Annotated in this window: 14 protein-coding genes; 5 read left to right on the top strand and 9 right to left on the bottom strand. The window is 65.7% G+C overall.

The genetic code is table 11. The features are described from left to right. Position 1 precedes the first annotated feature (1 nt). Entirely contained in the window at positions 2 to 1318 is a 1317-nt protein-coding gene (locus QU595_RS19285) for a sugar ABC transporter permease (RefSeq protein WP_315924886.1), read from the bottom strand. 199 nt (positions 1319 to 1517) lie between these two features. Beyond that, a complete protein-coding gene (xylF, locus tag QU595_RS19280) occupies positions 1518 to 2558 on the bottom strand; it encodes a D-xylose ABC transporter substrate-binding protein (protein WP_315924884.1) in 1041 nt (346 codons plus the stop codon). A gap of 237 nt (positions 2559 to 2795) precedes the next feature. Here xylF and QU595_RS19275 point away from each other — a divergent pair, with 237 nt between their 5' ends. Further along, the gene (locus QU595_RS19275) at positions 2796 to 4019 is read left to right on the top strand and encodes an ROK family protein (protein WP_315924882.1); all 1224 of its coding nucleotides are present in this window, start codon (positions 2796 to 2798) and stop codon (positions 4017 to 4019) included. A gap of 19 nt (positions 4020 to 4038) precedes the next feature. On the opposite strand, the gene phoB is transcribed toward QU595_RS19275, so the two are convergent. The 7 genes from phoB to QU595_RS19240 all read right to left on the bottom strand — a co-directional run bounded on the left by phoB (position 4039) and on the right by QU595_RS19240 (position 11955). Further along, entirely contained in the window at positions 4039 to 4728 is a 690-nt protein-coding gene (phoB, locus tag QU595_RS19270) for a phosphate regulon transcriptional regulator PhoB (RefSeq protein WP_315924881.1), read from the bottom strand. Between the two features lie 15 nt (positions 4729 to 4743). Next, complete coding sequence (gene phoU, locus QU595_RS19265) at positions 4744 to 5451, bottom strand: phosphate signaling complex protein PhoU (protein WP_315924879.1); 708 nt, start codon at positions 5449 to 5451, stop codon at positions 4744 to 4746. Positions 5452 to 5477: 26 nt separating this feature from the next. After that, the gene (gene pstB / locus QU595_RS19260; RefSeq protein ID WP_315924877.1) at positions 5478 to 6281 is read right to left on the bottom strand and encodes a phosphate ABC transporter ATP-binding protein PstB; all 804 of its coding nucleotides are present in this window, start codon (positions 6279 to 6281) and stop codon (positions 5478 to 5480) included. A 9-nt stretch (positions 6282 to 6290) separates the two neighbouring features. After that, a complete protein-coding gene (gene pstA, locus QU595_RS19255) occupies positions 6291 to 7136 on the bottom strand; it encodes a phosphate ABC transporter permease PstA (RefSeq protein ID WP_315924875.1) in 846 nt (281 codons plus the stop codon). Between the two features lie 3 nt (positions 7137 to 7139). After that, a complete protein-coding gene (pstC, locus tag QU595_RS19250; protein ID WP_315924873.1) occupies positions 7140 to 8129 on the bottom strand; it encodes a phosphate ABC transporter permease subunit PstC in 990 nt (329 codons plus the stop codon). A gap of 64 nt (positions 8130 to 8193) precedes the next feature. Continuing rightward, positions 8194 to 9252 carry a phosphate ABC transporter substrate-binding protein PstS gene (gene pstS / locus QU595_RS19245; RefSeq protein WP_315924871.1) on the bottom strand — a complete coding sequence of 353 codons (1059 nt, stop codon included), beginning with the start codon at positions 9250 to 9252 and terminating at the stop codon, positions 8194 to 8196. Between the two features lie 276 nt (positions 9253 to 9528). Then, a complete protein-coding gene (locus QU595_RS19240) occupies positions 9529 to 11955 on the bottom strand; it encodes a response regulator (RefSeq protein WP_410000540.1) in 2427 nt (808 codons plus the stop codon). Positions 11956 to 12688: 733 nt separating this feature from the next. On the opposite strand from QU595_RS19240, the gene QU595_RS19235 reads away from it, so the two are divergent. The 4 genes from QU595_RS19235 to QU595_RS19220 all read left to right on the top strand — a co-directional run bounded on the left by QU595_RS19235 (position 12689) and on the right by QU595_RS19220 (position 16706). Next, positions 12689 to 13015: a hypothetical protein gene (locus QU595_RS19235; protein ID WP_315924867.1), complete on the top strand. Its 327-nt coding sequence runs from the start codon at positions 12689 to 12691 to the stop codon at positions 13013 to 13015. A gap of 144 nt (positions 13016 to 13159) precedes the next feature. Further along, entirely contained in the window at positions 13160 to 14185 is a 1026-nt protein-coding gene (locus tag QU595_RS19230; RefSeq protein ID WP_315925694.1) for a LacI family DNA-binding transcriptional regulator, read from the top strand. 94 nt (positions 14186 to 14279) lie between these two features. Beyond that, entirely contained in the window at positions 14280 to 15590 is a 1311-nt protein-coding gene (gene xylA / locus QU595_RS19225) for a xylose isomerase (RefSeq protein ID WP_315924865.1), read from the top strand. Positions 15591 to 15644: 54 nt separating this feature from the next. Further along, positions 15645 to 16706: a sugar phosphate isomerase/epimerase family protein gene (locus tag QU595_RS19220; protein WP_315924863.1), complete on the top strand. Its 1062-nt coding sequence runs from the start codon at positions 15645 to 15647 to the stop codon at positions 16704 to 16706.

The following is a 16706-nucleotide window of genomic DNA, read 5'->3' as shown; positions in this document are numbered from 1 at the left end:
CCTAGACGCGCTTGCGGTAGACGGTGTCGAGCCACACCGCGATGACCAGAACCGCGCCGACGACGATGCTCTGCAGTGGCGAATCGATGCCCAGCAGCACCATGCCCGATTGCAGCGACTGCATCAGCAGCGCACCGAGCATGGCACCCAGCACCGTGCCCGAACCGCCCGCCAGAGACGTGCCGCCGATGACGGCCGCAGCGATGACGAGTAGTTCGTCCAGCGTGCCCAGCGCGTTTGTGGAAGCGTTGAGGCGCGCCGAGGAGATCGCGGCGCTGACCGTCGCCAGCACGCCCATGATGATGAACACCTTCATCGTGATCCAGCGCGTGTTGATGCCGGCCAGGTTGGCCGCCTCCGGATTGCCGCCGATGGCGAAGACATAGCGGCCGAAGCGGGTGCGGTTGGTGACGAAGGTCATGATGATGCCGACCGCGACCGCCATCAGGACGGGGATGGCGATGCCGTGGGCGATGAACAGCCCGCCCTCCGGAACGGTGATGTTGTGTGCGGCGGCATACCGGTTCACGATGCCGATCGGCCAGGGATAGGAGTTGGCGACCCAGACCGCGCCGAGGATGGCGGCGCATGCCACCGCCCCCAGGAACACCTCCGCCCACATCGGGCGCTGCGGGAATTTGAAGCGTTTGCGCTGGCGGCGGCCATTGACCAGCAGCGCGGCCACCGCAAGGCAGGAGACGAGGCCGACCACCCAGCTCCAGGTCGCGCCGATCGAGCCCTGCGGGCCGCCGCCCATGAGCTGGAAGGTGGCGTCGAGCGGGGCCACGGTGCGCCCGCTGGTGATCCACCAGGCCGCGCCGCGCCACACCAGCAGGCCGCCGAGCGTGACGATGAAGGAAGGCACTTCCATATAGGCGATGACGAAGCCCTGGAAGGCGCCGATGACGACGCCGAGCAGCAGCCCCGCGGCCAGCGCGAGCAGCCAGATCCAGGGATTTCCGAGCGACAGCCCGAAGACGCGGATCAGGATTTCGGTTTGCATCACGCCCATGACCATGCCCAGCACGCCTTCGAGCGAGCCGACGGACAGGTCGATATTGCGCATGACGATGACCAGCACCATGCCGGTCGCCATGATGGCGACGGACGAGGTCTGGACCGACAGGTTCCAGAGATTGCGCGGCGTCAGGAACAGGCGGCCGGACAGCAGATGCAGGACGACCCAGATGACGATCAGCGCCGCCACCATGCCCAGCATGCGCACATCCAGTTCGGTCGCCTTGAGGAAGCGGCCGACCGCTCCGATTTCGGATGCGCGTGCCGTGTCGACCGGCTGGCCGGTGGTCGTGTCGGTCATGATCTCCTCCCGCCGGGGTCCGTCTGGCGCAGCCTCCGACACCCGAGTCTACGGATTTTCCGACTTCCATAGAAGTCGAAAGAAAGACGCCGAGGCGATTTCACGAAGGCGCGGCGCCTGCCGAATTGCGAAAGCTCGAAGAAGTCCGGTTTCGCCGTTCGAGCGAACGGCGAAACCGGCAGAGGCGTCGATGTCGGCCTCAGTTGCAGACGGGGACGCTGCCGGCCTTCACGCCGGCGCAGACTTCGTCCTTTTTGATCCAGCCGGCGTCGATCACCACGTTGAGGTTGTCCTTGGTGATGGCGACGGGGGTCAGGAACACCGACTTGACGGTGTTGCCGCCGGGCGTGGTGAAGTCCTGCACATGCGGGATGTCGGTCATCTTCTTGCCGTCGGCGAGTTGCGAGGCGATCTCGGCGGCGTTCTTGCCGAGCTCGCGCGCGTCCTTCCACACCGACACGGTCTGGGTGCCGAGCGCGATGCGGTTCAGCGCGGCATGGTCGCCGTCCTGGCCCGAAACCGGAACGGAACCGGCAAGGCCCTGTGCCTGCAGCGCCGCGATCGCGCCGCCGGCGGTGCCGTCGTTGGAGGCCACCACCGCATCGACCTTGTTGTCGTTGGCGGTCAGGATCTGCTCCATGTTCTTCTGCGCGTTGGCCGGCAGCCAGCCGTCGGTATAGGCCTCGCCGACATTCTTGATCTTGCCGGCATCGATGGCGCCCTTCAGCACCTCCATCTGGCCGGCGAACAGGAAGTCGGCGTTCGGATCGGCGGACGAGCCCTTGATGAAGGCATAGTTGCCCTCCGGCTTGACCGCGAAGACGCCCTTCGCCTGCAGGCGGCCGACCTCCTTGTTGTCGAAGGTCAGGTAGAAGACGTCCTTGTTCTCGATCAGCCGGTCATAACCGACCACCGGAATGCCCTCGTCCAGCGCCTTCTGCACAGCCGGTCCGATGGCGGAGGCATCCTGCGCCAGAATGATGAGCGCATTGGCGCCCTGGCTGATCAGGCTCTCGACGTCGGTAAGCTGCTTTTCGGCTGAGGACTGCGCGTCGGCCGAGATGTACTTGTCGCCGGCGGCCTCGATCGCCTTCTTCATCGCGGCCTCGTCGGTTTTCCAGCGCTCTTCCTGGAAATTGGACCAGGAGACGCCGATGACCTTACCCTTGGCCTCGGCGGCCGACACCAGGGCCAGCGACATGACGGCGCCCGCCAGAACGGCGGCAGTGATCTTCCTCATGATTTCCTCCCTGCGCCCAACGGCGCCTGCGAACTTCTACGGGCCGTATCGAAGCTTTTTTTCGAGCTTCGAAAAAAGCGTGACCTAAGCGAAGGCGGCTGTCAACGGGGATTCGCGCGGCGTCATAATTTTTTTCGAGCTCCGAAATTAATATATGACAGCGGACCGCTATTCTGCCACTATCTGGTCGAAAGCCGAGAGATGATCATACGGTATCGGCGCGAGGAAGACGAGCCCATGACCGTCGGCATCCGCCACGACGACCTGCGCCGGAGCAACCGCGCCATGGTGATCGCGGCCGTGCGGCGCAGCGGCCAGCCTTCGCGCACGGAGATCGCGGCGATCACCGGCCTCAGCAATTCGACCATTTCGGCCATCTCGTCCGATCTCATCGCCGAAGGCGTGCTTGCCCAGAGCCGTGGCGGCGCCTCGCCGCTGAAGCGCGGGCGGCCGCAGATCGGACTGGAACTCGATCCGCGGGCCGCCGCGGTGGTGACCCTGGTGCTGTCCCTGAATTTCCTGGCCGTCACGGTGATCGACTATGCCGGCCGCGTCGTCACCGAGGAGCAGCGCCGGCTGGACACGCTCGCCCTGCCCCGCGCCGCGCTGGCGGACGCCTGCGTTTCGATCGTGCGCGACCGGCTGCGGGATCCGGCGGTTGCGGGCAGGCGCGTGCTGCGCATCGCGCTCGCGGTGCAGGGCATAACCGATTCCCGCGCCCGCACCATGCTGTGGTCGCCGATCACCCCGCACACGGACATTCCCTTGGCGGATGTGCTGGAAGACGTCTTCGGCATTCCGACCACGATGGAAAACGACTGCAACATGATGGCGGTGGGGCTGCGCTGGCGCGGCACCGACCGCTATCGCCATGATTTCATCGCCATGCTGCTGTCGCACGGCATCGGCATGGGCATCGTGCTCAATGGCGAGTTGTTCGTCGGCACGCATTCCTCGGGCGGCGAGTTCGGCCACATGATCCACCGGCCCGGCGGCGCGCTGTGCCGCTGCGGGCGGCGCGGCTGCGTGGAAGCCTATGCCGGCAACTATGCGATCTGGCGCAACGCCCACGGCCTCGGCGAGGACACGCCCCCGGCAGACATCGGCGACGCCGACATGAAGGCGCTGGCCGACAAGGCGCGCGCTGCGGAGGGGCCGGAACGCGAAGCCTATCGCAAGGCCGGCGAGGCGCTCGGCTATGGGCTGGGCAGCCTGTTCGCGCTCATTGACCCGGCGCCCGTCACCATGGTCGGCGTGGGCGCCACGGCTTTCGACCTGATCGAGCCCGCGCTGCGGCAGGCGATCGCCCGCACGGCGGGCGGCCAGCATTCAGGCTCCATCTCCTTCGATACGGAGCCGGACGAACTCGCCCTGATCCGCGAAGGCTGCGCCATGCGCGCGCTGACCTTCGTCGACCAGGAGATCCTGGCGCCCGGCCAGCAAGGCCAGCCCGCCGGATAAGCAAACTCCCCGTCGGTAATCAGTCTTCGCGGATCGCGTAGCCGGAGCCGCGGATGGTGCGGATGACATCGGGCATGCGGCCGTTGTTGACCGCCTTGCGCAGCCGCCCGACATGGACGTCCACCGTGCGCTCGTCGATATAGATCGTCTCGCCCCACACATTGTCGAGCAGTTGCGCCCGCGAGAACACGCGGCCCGGATGCCGCATCATGAATTCCAGCAGCCGGAACTCGGTCGGGCCGAGCTTGATCTCGGCCTTCTTGCGGTAGACGCGGTGGGACTCGCGGTCGAGCACGATGTCGCCTACCTTGAGCACCGAAGACAGCACTTCCGGTTTGGCCCGGCGCAGCAGCGCCTTCACCCGTGCCATGAATTCCGGCATCGAGAACGGCTTGACCAGATAGTCGTCTGCGCCGGTGGAAAGCCCGCGCACGCGGTCGCTTTCCTCTCCGCGCGCCGTCAGCATGATCACCGGCAGCCGTTCCGTGTCGGGCCGCATCCGGAGGCGTCGGCACAGTTCGATGCCCGACACCGCCGGCACCATCCAGTCCAGCACCAGCAGGTCCGGCACGTGCTCCTGCAGCCTGATCTCGGCCTCGTCGCCCCGCGCCACCACCTCGACCTGGTAGCCCTCGGATTCCAGATTGTAGCGAAGCAGAACGCCCAGCGGCTCCTCGTCCTCCACCACCATGATACGCGGTGCAATCATCTGGCTGTCCCGTCCTTACGCCGCAGGCGCCGACATGGCCGTCTCGTCATGTTTCGGCCGGTTGGGCGACAGTTGCTCGCCGGTGAGCACATAATAGGCATTCTCGGCGATGTTCGTCACATGGTCGCCGATGCGCTCCAGATTCTTGGCGCAGAACAGCAGATGCGTGCAGGCGGTGATGTTGCGCGGGTCCTCCATCATGTAGGTCAGGAGTTCGCGGAACACGGAGGTGTATTTCTCGTCGATGCGCGCGTCGTTGTCGCGCAGCGTCGCCAGCGCGGCGGCATTGCCTGCCGCATATTCCTCGCCCACGCCCGACACCTGCTCGAGCACCAGTTCCGCCATCGAGTCGATGGAATGCGCCAGCTCGCGCGGCACCATGCCCTGCCCGACCGCGCCGACGCGCTTGGCGATGTTCTTGGCGAGATCGCCTATGCGTTCGAAATCGCCGGCCATGCGGATCGCCCCGACCACCGAGCGCAGGTCGTCGGCCATCGGCTGGCGCTTGGCGATCAGCGTGATGGCGCGCGTGTCCAGTTCGCGCTGGCGCGCGTCCATGATGGCGTCGTCGGAGACGACGCGCTGGGCCAGCGCGTTGTCGGCCTCTATGAGGGCCCGGGTCGAATCCGCGACCATTGCCCCGGCGAGTTCGCCCATGTCGCGCATCAGCTTGCCGACCTGCTTCAGGTCTTCGTCGAAGGAGGAGACGATATGTTCGCTCATGGTCCTGTCTTCTTTCGCAGCCGATGTCAGCCGAAGCGGCCGGTGATGTAGTCCTGCGTGCGCTTCTCGCGCGGCGAGGTGAAGATCTTCTCGGTACGGTCGAATTCGATCAGTTCGCCCAGATACATGAAGGCGGTCTTGCTGGAGACGCGCGCGGCCTGCTGCATGTTGTGGGTGACGATGACGATGGTGTAGTCGGCCTGCAATTCGTCGATCAGTTCCTCGATCTTGGCGGTGGACAGCGGGTCGAGCGCCGATGCCGGCTCGTCGAGCAGGATCACTTCCGGCTTCACGGCCACGGTGCGGGCGATGCACAGCCGCTGCTGCTGGCCGCCCGACAGCGACAGGCCGCTGGCATGGAGCTTGTCCTTGACCTCGCCCCACAGCGCGGCGCGCTTCAGCGCCTGTTCCACGCGGCCGTCGATCTCGGATTTCGACAGCTTCTCGTAGAGCCGGATGCCGAAGGCGATGTTCTCGTAGATCGACATCGGAAACGGCGTCGGCTTCTGGAACACCATGCCGATCTTGGTGCGCAACAGGTTCAGGTCCTGCGAGCGCGCCAGGATATTGTCGCCGTCGAGCAACACCTCGCCTTCGGCGCGCTGCTTGGGATAAAGCTCGTAGATGCGGTTCAGCACGCGCAGCAGCGTGGACTTGCCGCAACCCGAGGGGCCGATGAAGGCGGTGACGCTGCGCTCGGGCAGGGACAATGAAATGTCCTTCAGCGCCTTGGACTCGCCGTAGTAGAAATTGAGGTTCTTCACCTCGATCTTGGCCTTCTCGACGACCGGTTCGGCCATGACGGTTTCAGCGGACAACATCGGTTTCATCTGTCCTCTCTAAAGCTTGCGTCCGGTCAGGCTTCTGGCGAAGATCGACAGCCCCAGGACGGTGAGCGTGATGATGAGGGCGCCGGTCCAGGCCAGTTGCTGCCACTCCTCATAGGGGCTGAGCGCGAACTGGAAGATGGTGACCGGCAGGCTCGCCATCGGCGCGTTGAGGTTGCTCGACCAGAACTGGTTGTTGAGCGCGGTGAACAGGAGCGGCGCCGTCTCGCCCGAGATGCGGGCGATGGCCAGCAAGATGCCGGTGACGATGCCGGACAGGGCCGCGCGGTAGGCGACGGAACGGATCACCACCCAGCGCGGTGCGCCGATGGCCGTGCCCGCCTCGCGCAGCGCGTTCGGCACCAGGTTCAGCATGTCCTCCGTGGTGCGCACCACCACGGGAATGACCAGGATGGCCAGCGCCACGGCACCGGCGAGCCCTGAGAAATGCCCCATCGGCCTCACCATAAGCTCGTAGACGAACAGGCCGATGATGATCGACGGCGCCGACAGGAGGATGTCGTTGATGAAGCGCACCACCGTGGTCAGCGTCGAGTACCGTCCGTATTCGGCCATGTATGTGCCCGCGAGCACGCCGATGGGCGTGCCGACGACGACGGCGATGATCGTCATCGCCACCGAGCCGGCGATGGCGTTGAGCAGGCCGCCGGCGTCGCCCGGAGGCGGCGTCATCTCGGTGAAGACCGCAAGCGAAAGGCCTGAAAGCCCTTTGTAGACCAGCGCGCCGAGGATCAGCGCCAACCAGGCGAGGCCGATGCCGGCCGCGACGAGGCACAGCGTCATCATCACCGCGTTCCTGGCCTTGCGGCGGCTGTGGAGCGAAGAGGCTGCGGACATGGCTCAGGCTCCCGTACGGCGTTCGAGGCGCAGCAGCATGAAACGCGCGGCGGCGAGGATCAGAAAGGTGATGACGAACAGGATGAGGCCCAGCGCCACCAGCGAGGACGTATAAAGCTCGCCGTCCGCCTCGGTGAACTCGTTGGCGATGGTGGCCGAGATCGTGGTGCCCGGCGCGAACAGCGAGGCGCTGATACGGTGCGCGTTGCCGATCACGAAAGTCACCGCCATCGTCTCGCCCAGCGCGCGGCCGAGCCCGAGCATGACGCCGCCCATGATGCCGACGCGGGTGTAGGGAATGACGATGCGGCGCATCACCTCCCAGGTGGTGCAGCCGATGCCGTAGGCCGATTCCTTCAGCACCGCCGGCACGGTGTCGAACACGTCCTTGGTGATGGAGGTGATGAAGGGCAGCACCATGATCGCCAGGATCAGCGCCGAGGTCAGCAGGCCGATGCCGTAGGGCGGGCCCGCGAACAGGCTGGAAAGCCCCGGAACGCCATGGAACAGGTTGATGAGGAAGGGTTGCAGGTTCGTCTGCAGGAAGGGCGCGAATACGAACAGGCCCCAGATGCCGTAGATGATCGACGGGATGCCGGCCAGAAGTTCGACGGCAATGCCGATCGGGCGGCGCAGCGGGCGCGGGCAAAGCTCGGTGAGGAAGATCGCGATGCCGATGCCGATGGGCACGGCGATCAGCACGGCGATGGCCGCGGTGACGATGGTGCCGTAGATCGGCGCCAGGGCGCCGAACTTTTCGGTCACCGGATTCCAGGATTCGGTCGTCAGGAAAGAAAGGCCGAAGGCCGACAGGGCCGGCCAGGAGCCGACCACCAGGGAGATGGCGACGCCGCCGAGGATCAGAAGGACCAGTATTGCAGAGGCGCGGGTGATGCCGCGGAAAACCGCGTCGGTAAGCGCGAAGCGTCGCACCGTGGCGGCTCTGGCCTCCATTGCCGCCGTTCGGGACAGGGCTTCGGAAACGACTGTCATGAATGCCTCTTCCGGTCAGGAGGCGGGGGACGCCCGGAGGCGCCCCCCGTCTTGGGCAGGGATCTTACATGGCCGAAAAGAGCGGCTTGCCGTCGGAGCCGACAATGTCCTTGGACCACATTTCCTCGACGCTCTTCACGACGTTGTCGGGCATCGGGACGTAGTCCAGTTCGTTGGCGGCCTTGTCGCCCTTGTCGTAGGACCAGGAGAAGAACTTCAGCGCCTGGGCGGTCGCGTCGGCATCCTGGGGCTTCTTGTAGACGAGGATCCAGGTCGCGGCCGTCATCGGCCAGGACTCGGCGCCCGGCTGGTTGGCGAGGATGACGCCATAACCCGGCTGCGAGGACCAGTCGGCGTTGGCGGCCGCGGCCGAGAACGCGGCGGCGGTCGGCTCGACCTTCTTGCCTTCCTTGTTGATCATGTCGGCATAGGTCAGCTTGTTCTGCTTGGCATAGGCGTATTCGACATAGCCGATGGCGCCGCCGGTCTGGGCGACATTGTTGGCCACGCCCTCATTGCCCTTGGCACCGATGCCGACCGGCCATTCCAGAGCGGTGTTGACGCCGACCTTTTCCTTCCACTCGGCGTTCACGTCGGCGAGATAGTAGGAGAAGTTGAAGGTCGTGCCCGAGCCGTCCGAACGGTGCACGACGGCGATCGCCTGGTCGGGCAGCTTGAGGTCCGGATTGAGCTTCTTGATGGCTTCGTCGTTCCAGTTGGTGATCTTGCCCTGGAAGATGTCGGCCAGAGTGGTGCCGTCGAGCACCAGCTCACCCGGCTTGACGCCTTCGAGATTGACGACCGGCACGATGCCGCCCATCACCATCGGGAACTGCGCCAGGCCGTTGGCCTCGAGGTCCTCGCCCTTCATCGGCGCATCGGAGGCGCCGAAGGTCACGGTCTTGGCCTTGATCTGCTTGATGCCGCCGCCCGAGCCGATGGACTGGTAGTTGAGGCCGACGCCGGTCTCCTTCTTGTAGGCATCTGCCCACTTGGCATAGATCGGGTACGGGAAGGTCGCGCCCGCGCCGGAGATGTCCGCTGCGAGAGAAGCGGAAACGGTAAGGGCGGACGCCGCAGCCATTGCGATCGCAACGGCCGCCGAGCGGATGAAATGTCTCATGTGGCCTGCTCCTGTTCGTATATGGTCTCAGAACGCCTTCCTGCGGCGTCGGGGTGGCCATAAACCGGGTTTATTACAGTCGCATGACAGTTTCGTGTCGGTCCGGTTACGCGTACGCCGGCCAGACCGGCGTTTCGCCAGCGGCCAGCTCGCGCCCTGCCGAACTTGCCGAACGGAATCAGTCGTTTGTGCCTGGCCGCCAAGCTTCCCGGTGCCAGCCGGCCGCGAAGGGACAATTCCGCAGCCCCGCCCCTCTTTTCCGACAGCCGCCGGATATCATACGGCATGCCGCCGCACGGCTTCTTCCTGCCCGAGCCAGCGCTCCAGCTTGTCGGTGAGCGCTCTGGGGCTGATGGGTTTGGGCAGGTAGTCGTCCATTCCCGCCTCCAGGCAGCGCTCGCGGTCCCCCTTCAGCGCATGCGCGGTGACGCCGACGATCGGAACATGCCTGCCGTCGGCCGCCTCGCGCTTGCGGATCTCCGAAGTGGCCTCCAGTCCGTTCATCTCCGGCATCGACACGTCCATCAGGATCATGCGCGGCATCAGCTTCGCCGATGCCTCCAGCGCCTTGCGGCCATTGTCCACGATCTGGAAAGTGTAGCCCGTCTCGCCGAGGATCTGGGTGAACACGAGCTGGTTCACCTCGTTGTCTTCTGCGACCAGGATATCCAGCCCGCCTGTTCCGTCCCGCATCTGGCGTGGCCGGGCCGAGGGGACCTGAAGCGCCGCCCGCTCCGCCGGCGAGGCGTGCGCCTGTCCGGGCGCTTCGGCCTCGCCCGCGGCGATCTGCACCGACGGCGAAAGCCCATGCAGTTCCGGCGTCGCGGCGGCGCGATGCCTCTGGATGGCTGCCACCAGCGCCTCCAGCAGGGCCGAAGAGCGCGCCGGCTTGATGAGCTGGGCGTCGATGCCGAGATCGCGGCATGCGGCACCGGCCGAAGCCTGGTCGACGGAGGTGAGCATGACGATCGGCGTCTGCGCCAGGCCCTCCGTGCTGCGCACGATGGCCGCCATCTCCGCGCCGGACATGCCGGGCATCTGGTAGTCCAGCACGATGCAATCGACCGGGATGCCGTATGCAGCGGCGGCGGCCAGCACCTTCAGGCCTTCCGCGCCGCTGGCGGCGGCACAGGAATCGAATGTCCATGACGCCATCTGCTCGGAAAGGATCGAGCGGTTCACCGGATTGTCGTCCACGATCAACACGCGCGCGCCGGTGACGTCCATGGGCGTGATGCGCCGCCGGCCTGCACGCTCCGCATCCGGCAGCGTCACGGAGAACCAGAAGGTGGAGCCCCTGCCCTCGGCGCTTTCCACGCCGATGTCCCCACCCATCAGATCCACTAGCCGCGAGGTGATGGCGAGCCCCAGCCCGGTGCCTTCGTGACGCCGGGTCGAGGATGTATCGACCTGGCTGAACTTTTCGAAGATCGGCTTGAGCTTGTCTTCGGGAATGCCGATGCCGGTATCGGTGACCGATACGGTGAGCAGCGTGCCCGCCTGCGTCCTCTGGCCGGTGACGTCGACCAGCACATGGCCGGCATCAGTGAATTTCACCGCATTGCCGACGAGATTGGTGACGATCTGGCGGATGCGCCCGACATCGCCGACGAACATGCCGTCCAGGCCCGGCTGGACGCGCACGATCAGCTCCAGGTCCTTCTCCTTGGCGCGCGTCGACATCAGCGTGGCGACGTCCTCGATGGCCTCTGCGAGATTGAACGGGGCCGGATCGAGCATCAGCTGCCCCGCGTCGATCTTCGAGAAGTCGAGAATGTCATTGATGATGGTGAGCAGCGCATTGCCCGACTTCACTATGATGTCGGTGAAAGTTTTCTGCTTGGGATCGAGATCGGACTTCGCCAGAAGCTCCGCCATGCCCAGCACGCCGTTCATGGGCGTGCGGATCTCATGGCTCATATTGGCCAGGAATTCCGACTTGGCCCGGTCGGCCAGCACGGCGCGGTGGCGCGCTTCCTGCAGCTCCACCTCGCGCTGCTTGAGTTCGGTGATGTCGGTGGTGGAACCGATCAGGTAGAGCGAACCGTCGGAGGCGATCATCGCGCCCTTGCGCGAGAACTGGTGGCGCACGGTGCCGTCGGCCGCCGTCACCGTCTCCTCGGTCTCCTGCGTTTGACCGGTCCGCAGCACGGCAAGATCGCTTTCGACGAAGGCGTGGCCGTCCTCGCCGAAGATCTCGATGTCGGTCTTGCCAACGGCGTCTTCCAGGGCGATGCCGGTCAGGTCGCACCAGCCCTTGTTGACGTAGAATTGCCGGAGGTCGGAGCGCTTGGCGTAGATGGAGACCGGCACGTTGTCGATGAGGCTGCGGAACAGGTCGTTCTGCTGCATCGTCTCGCGCAGCGCCTTTTCCCGCTTCTTCAGCTCGGTCACGTCGTAATAGGAGATCAGCCGCTTGCCGCCCGACAGCGTCCCGACCGAATAGATGGTGGAGCGGCCGTCGCTGCGGACGAACTCGCGCGGGGCGACGTCGCCGGCCCGTATCTCGGCGAGCCGGCCGGCGACATATCCTTCCCAGTCTTCGTCGGCGACATCGGCAAGGCCGTCCTGGCGATAGAAGTCGATCAGCGCCCTGAACGGGCAGCCCACGGAGACCTGCGAGAGCGGCGCGTCCCACATCCGGTAGAAGGCCCGGTTGATGAGTTCCGTTTTCAGCTCGGCATCGACAATGACGATGCCCATGTCGAGCAGGTCGATCGTCCGCTGCAGATCCGAAAGCCGGGCCCCGCTGCAATCCTCGACGCCGCGCAGGCCCTCGAAGTTCTCCAGCAGTCCGGTGACGTCGCGCGCGCTGCCGCGATAGCCGAGGAAAGCACCCGTCCCGTCGAATCGGGGGGTGCCTGCAGCGCTGATCCAGCGGCACCTGGTCCGGCTGTCCTTCAATTCAAACAGGAAATCCCGGAAGGGGCGTTGCGCCTCCGCTTCGGGCGGCAGCAGGGCTCCGGCGGTACCCCCCGAGCTACCGCGATCAGGCGCGGATACGAAACGGCCGAGGACTTTCGCGGGGTCGATCCCGGTAGCGGCCTGATAGGAATCGGACAGCCAGGAAAGGCGGTGCTCCGCGTCGGTTTCCCACAGCCAACCGCAATCGCCGTTCACAAGTTCGCGCAGCGCCTCGACCGAAAACCACGCTCCCTCAATTCCGGCGCCAGCCGATCGCGCTTCCGGCGCGACCGTTCCGTCCCCTGTCTCCATTATCCGTTCCCCGCAAGCCCGCGCGGCCTCCCCCAACCGCAATCCGCGGGCGAACAGTGCACGACAAGGCTTAATGATTGGCTAACCTTAACGAGACGCGACCCGGCACGCGCGACCGGCATTCGTCGCACGAGGATCGAAAGGCTTGCAGGTGCCGCCGCCCTCACGCTATCACTTTTCCGCCGTGGCTTCCGATCGCTTGCGTCTGTTGAGATTGTTGGTGTGCCTGCCTTTCGCCGTCGGCGGCTGCGCGCGCAGCGGCGACGGCACCGTCGTCATTCCCGAACGGCTCGACATGAGGCGCTTCTGGGACAAGGGCCCTCAGCCCGACGAGATGCGTCCCTCCTACGAAGGGGCGACCGTCTTCCCCGTTCCGCCGCAGGCGACGCGGCCGGCTTCGCCGGCCAGAACCGACAAGCGGCGCCCCAAGCCCCGCAAGCCCGCCCGCGAGCGGGCCGAGCAGGTTACCCCGCCCGCATCGGCGGACCCGCTGACATGCGGCGGCGCCACGACCGCCGGCGTGCGCGTCCGCGTCATGTGCCAATAGGTCCTCCTCGTCCGAAATCCTCCGCTATGTAGGCCGGCTTTGCCAAACCGCGCCGGCTCTTTGCCGTGACGGGCAGCATCTCGAACATTTCCGATTTACGTACCTCAAAATTTGCGCTACGAACCTCAAATGGGAGGAATGAAAGTGCGTCCGACGACCCGTGACGTGGCCGAGGAGGCCGGCGTCAGCCTTGCCACTGTCGACAGGGTGCTCAACCGGCGCGCGGGCGTGCGGGAGGCGACCATCGCGCGCGTCGAGGCGGCCATCGCCCGGCTGGGTTTCGTGCGCGACATCGCCGCCGCCAACCTCGCCAAGCAGCGCAGCTACCGCTTCGTCTTCGTCATCCCGAGTGGCCCAAACACCTTCATGCGCACGCTCGAGGCGCAGGCGGTCGAGGCCGGCCGCCGCGCCGCGCTCGACCGGGTCGAGGTCGAGGTCGTGACCGTGCCGCCCTTCGACGGCACGGCGCTGGCCAAGGTGCTGGACGCTCTCGATCTGTCCGCGGTTTCGGGCGTTGCGCTTGTCGCCACCGATTCCGCCGAGGTGCGCGAGGCCCTTGCGCGCCTGCACCAGATCGGCATTCCGGTGGTGACGCTGGTTTCCGACGTGCCCGCCTTCCGCCGCAACCATTATGTCGGCATCGACAATGTGGCGGCCGGACGCACCGCCGCCAGCCTGATCGGCCGTTTTTTGGGGGCGCGCCCCGGCAAGATCGCGCTCATCGCCGGTTCCATGCTGGTGCGCGACCATGTCGAACGGCGCATGGGCTTCGACCAGGTCATCCGCTCGGAGTTTCCACACCTCGAATGCCTGCCCGTGCTGGAAGGGCGCGACGACGCGCAGACCACCGGCCAGGTGCTGGCCGGATGCCTCGCGCGCGAGAAGGATGTCATCGGCCTCTACAATATCGGCGCCGGCAACCGCGGCGTCATCGAGGTGCTGTCAGGCAATCAGGCCGGGCGCGGCCTGACGGTCGTGGCCCACGAGCTGACCGCGCATGCGCGCAAGGCGCTGCGCGACGGCCTGTTCGACGCCGTCATCGGCCAGGACGCCGGCCACGAGACCCGCAGCGCCATCCGCATCCTGAAGGCGCTGATCGACGGCACGCCCGTGGTGGAAGGCCAAGAGCATATCCGCATCGAGATTTATCTGAGGGACAATCTGCCATGATCGGGCTACTCTCTCCCATGAGGTACGCAAATCCGGCTGGCGGGGCTGCCCTTTCGGCATCCGGTTCATTCAAGCAAGCGACGGACATCCCTTCATGAGCACTGGCTTCTTCGGCGATATCGGCAGGATCGGCTATGAAGGCCCGGATTCGACCAATCCGCTTGCCTACCGCTTCTACGACAAGGACGAGATGGTCGCCGGCAGGCGGCTGGAGGACCACCTGCGCTTTGCCGTCGCCTACTGGCATTCCTTCGCCTGGCCGGGCGGCGACCCCTTCGGCGGCCAGACCTTCGAGCGGCCGTGGTTCGGCGACGATATGGACAAGGCCAGGCTCAAGGCCGACGTGGCCTTCGAGATGTTCGCGCTGCTGGGCGTGCCCTTCTACTGCTTCCACGACGCCGACGTGCGCCCGGAAGGCAGGAATTTCGCCGAAAGCGCTGCCCGGCTGGACGAGATCGCCGATCTCTTCGCCAGGAAGCAGGCCGAGACCGGCGTGAAGCTTCTGTGGGGCACGGCCAACCTGTTCTCGCACCGCCGCTACATGGCAGGCGCCGCCACCAATCCCGATCCGGAGGTGTTCTACTACGCCGCCGCCACGGTGAAGAAATGCATGGACGTGACCATGCGCCTTGGTGGCCAGAACTATGTGCTGTGGGGCGGGCGAGAGGGCTACGAGACGCTGCTCAACACCGATTTGAAGCGCGAGCGTCAGCAGGCGGGCCGCTTCCTGTCCATGGTCGTCGATTACAAGAAGAAGATCGGCTTCAAGGGCACCATCCTGATCGAGCCGAAGCCGCAGGAGCCTACGAAGCACCAGTACGACTACGACGTCGCCACCGTCTACGGCTTCCTCAAGGAGTTCGGTCTGGAGAAGGAGGTCAAGGTCAATATCGAGCAGGGCCACGCCATTCTTGCCGGCCACTCTTTCGAGCACGAGCTGGCGCTGGCGGCCGCGCTCGGCATTTTCGGCTCCATCGACATGAACCGCAACGACTACCAGTCGGGCTGGGACACCGATCAGTTCCCCAACAACGTGCCGGAGATGGCGCTGGCCTATTACGAGGTGTTGCGGGCCGGCGGCTTCACCACCGGCGGCACCAATTTCGACGCCAAGCTGCGCCGCCAGTCGCTCGATCCGCAGGACCTCCTGATCGCCCATATCGGCGCGATGGACTGTTGCGCGCGCGGGCTGAAGGCGGCCGCCAGGATGGTCGAGGACAAGGCGCTGATCGCCCCGCTTGAGGAGCGCTATGCCGGCTGGAACGGTGAATACGCCAAGAAGACCTTGGCCGGCGGCTACACGCTGGAGGAGATCGCCCACTATGTCGAGGCCGGCAACCTCGACCCGCAGCCGCGCTCCGGTCGCCAGGAATATCTCGAAAACATCGTCAACAGATATGTTTGAGAGCGCCGCGTAAGCGCCGCCGCACGCGCGCTGCAAGAAATTGGGAGAAGACACATGAAGACCATCAAGGGCCCGGCCATTTTCCTGGCGCAGTTCGCCGGCGACGCGGCCCCCTTCAATTCGTTCGACGCGATCTGCGGGTGGGCGGCCTCGCTGGGCTACAAGGGGGTGCAGATCCCCACCTGGGACGCACGCCTGTTCGATTTGAAGAAGGCGTCCGATTCCAAGGACTATGCCGACGAGATTAAGGGCGTCGCCGCCGGCCACGGGCTGGAGATCACGGAGCTTTCCACGCATCTGCAAGGCCAGCTCGTCGCCGTGCATCCTGCCTATGACGCCGCCTTCGACGGTTTCGCCGCGCCGGAAGTGCGCGGCGATCCGGCCGCCCGCACGGAATGGGCGAAGGACCAGGTGCGGCGCGCCATCCGCGCCTCGAAGCATCTCGGCCTCAAGGCGCACGCCACCTTCTCCGGCGCGCTGGCCTGGCCCTATGTCTACCCCTGGCCGCAGCGGCCGGCGGGCCTGGTGGAGACGGCCTTCGACGAATTGGCCAAACGCTGGACACCGCTGCTCGACTACGCCGACGAGCATGGCGTCGACATCTGCTACGAGATCCATCCGGGCGAGGACCTGCACGACGGTGTCAGCTACGAGATGTTCCTGGAGCGGGTGAAGAACCACGGCCGCGCCAACCTGCTCTACGATCCCTCGCACTTCGTTTTGCAGCAGCTCGACTATCTCGACTACATCGACATCTACCATGAGCGCATCAAGGCCTTCCACGTGAAGGACGCCGAGTTCAACCCCACCGGAAGGCAGGGCGTCTATGGCGGCTACCAGAGCTGGGTCGACCGCGCCGGCCGCTTCCGCTCGCTCGGCGACGGGCAGGTCGATTTCGGCGGCATCTTCTCCAAGCTGACCGCCTATGACTTCGACAGCTGGGCGGTGCTGGAGTGGGAATGCGCGCTGAAGCATCCCGAGGACGGCGCGCGCGAGGGCGCAGAGTTCATCAAGCACCACATCATCCGCGTCACCGAACATGCCTTCGACGACTTCGCCGGCGCCGGTACGGACGACGCCGCCAACCGCAAGATGCTCGGCCTGGACAGGAGCTGA

It is taken from the genome of Mesorhizobium sp. SP-1A, from assembly GCF_032460275.1.
Lineage (GTDB): Bacteria > Pseudomonadota > Alphaproteobacteria > Rhizobiales > Rhizobiaceae > Mesorhizobium.
Note: the sequence above shows the minus strand (reverse complement) of the source record. Positions and strands in the feature narration are given on the sequence as shown.

Bases quoted from the DNA above. Each gene is read 5' to 3' on its own strand.
- QU595_RS19285 (WP_315924886.1), bottom strand. From the start codon at position 1,318: ATGACCGACACGACCACCGGCCAGCCGGTCGACACGGCACGCGCATCC.
- xylF (WP_315924884.1), bottom strand. From the start codon at position 2,558: ATGAGGAAGATCACTGCCGCCGTTCTGGCGGGCGCCGTCATGTCGCTG.
- QU595_RS19275 (WP_315924882.1), top strand. From the start codon at position 2,796: ATGACCGTCGGCATCCGCCACGACGACCTGCGCCGGAGCAACCGCGCC.
- phoB (WP_315924881.1), bottom strand. From the start codon at position 4,728: ATGATTGCACCGCGTATCATGGTGGTGGAGGACGAGGAGCCGCTGGGC.
- phoU (WP_315924879.1), bottom strand. From the start codon at position 5,451: ATGAGCGAACATATCGTCTCCTCCTTCGACGAAGACCTGAAGCAGGTC.
- pstB (WP_315924877.1), bottom strand. From the start codon at position 6,281: ATGAAACCGATGTTGTCCGCTGAAACCGTCATGGCCGAACCGGTCGTC.
- pstA (WP_315924875.1), bottom strand. From the start codon at position 7,136: ATGTCCGCAGCCTCTTCGCTCCACAGCCGCCGCAAGGCCAGGAACGCG.
- pstC (WP_315924873.1), bottom strand. From the start codon at position 8,129: ATGACAGTCGTTTCCGAAGCCCTGTCCCGAACGGCGGCAATGGAGGCC.
- pstS (WP_315924871.1), bottom strand. From the start codon at position 9,252: ATGAGACATTTCATCCGCTCGGCGGCCGTTGCGATCGCAATGGCTGCG.
- QU595_RS19240 (WP_410000540.1), bottom strand. From the start codon at position 11,955: ATGGGCATCGTCATTGTCGATGCCGAGCTGAAAACGGAACTCATCAAC.
- xylA (WP_315924865.1), top strand. From the start codon at position 14,280: ATGAGCACTGGCTTCTTCGGCGATATCGGCAGGATCGGCTATGAAGGC.
- QU595_RS19220 (WP_315924863.1), top strand. From the start codon at position 15,645: ATGAAGACCATCAAGGGCCCGGCCATTTTCCTGGCGCAGTTCGCCGGC.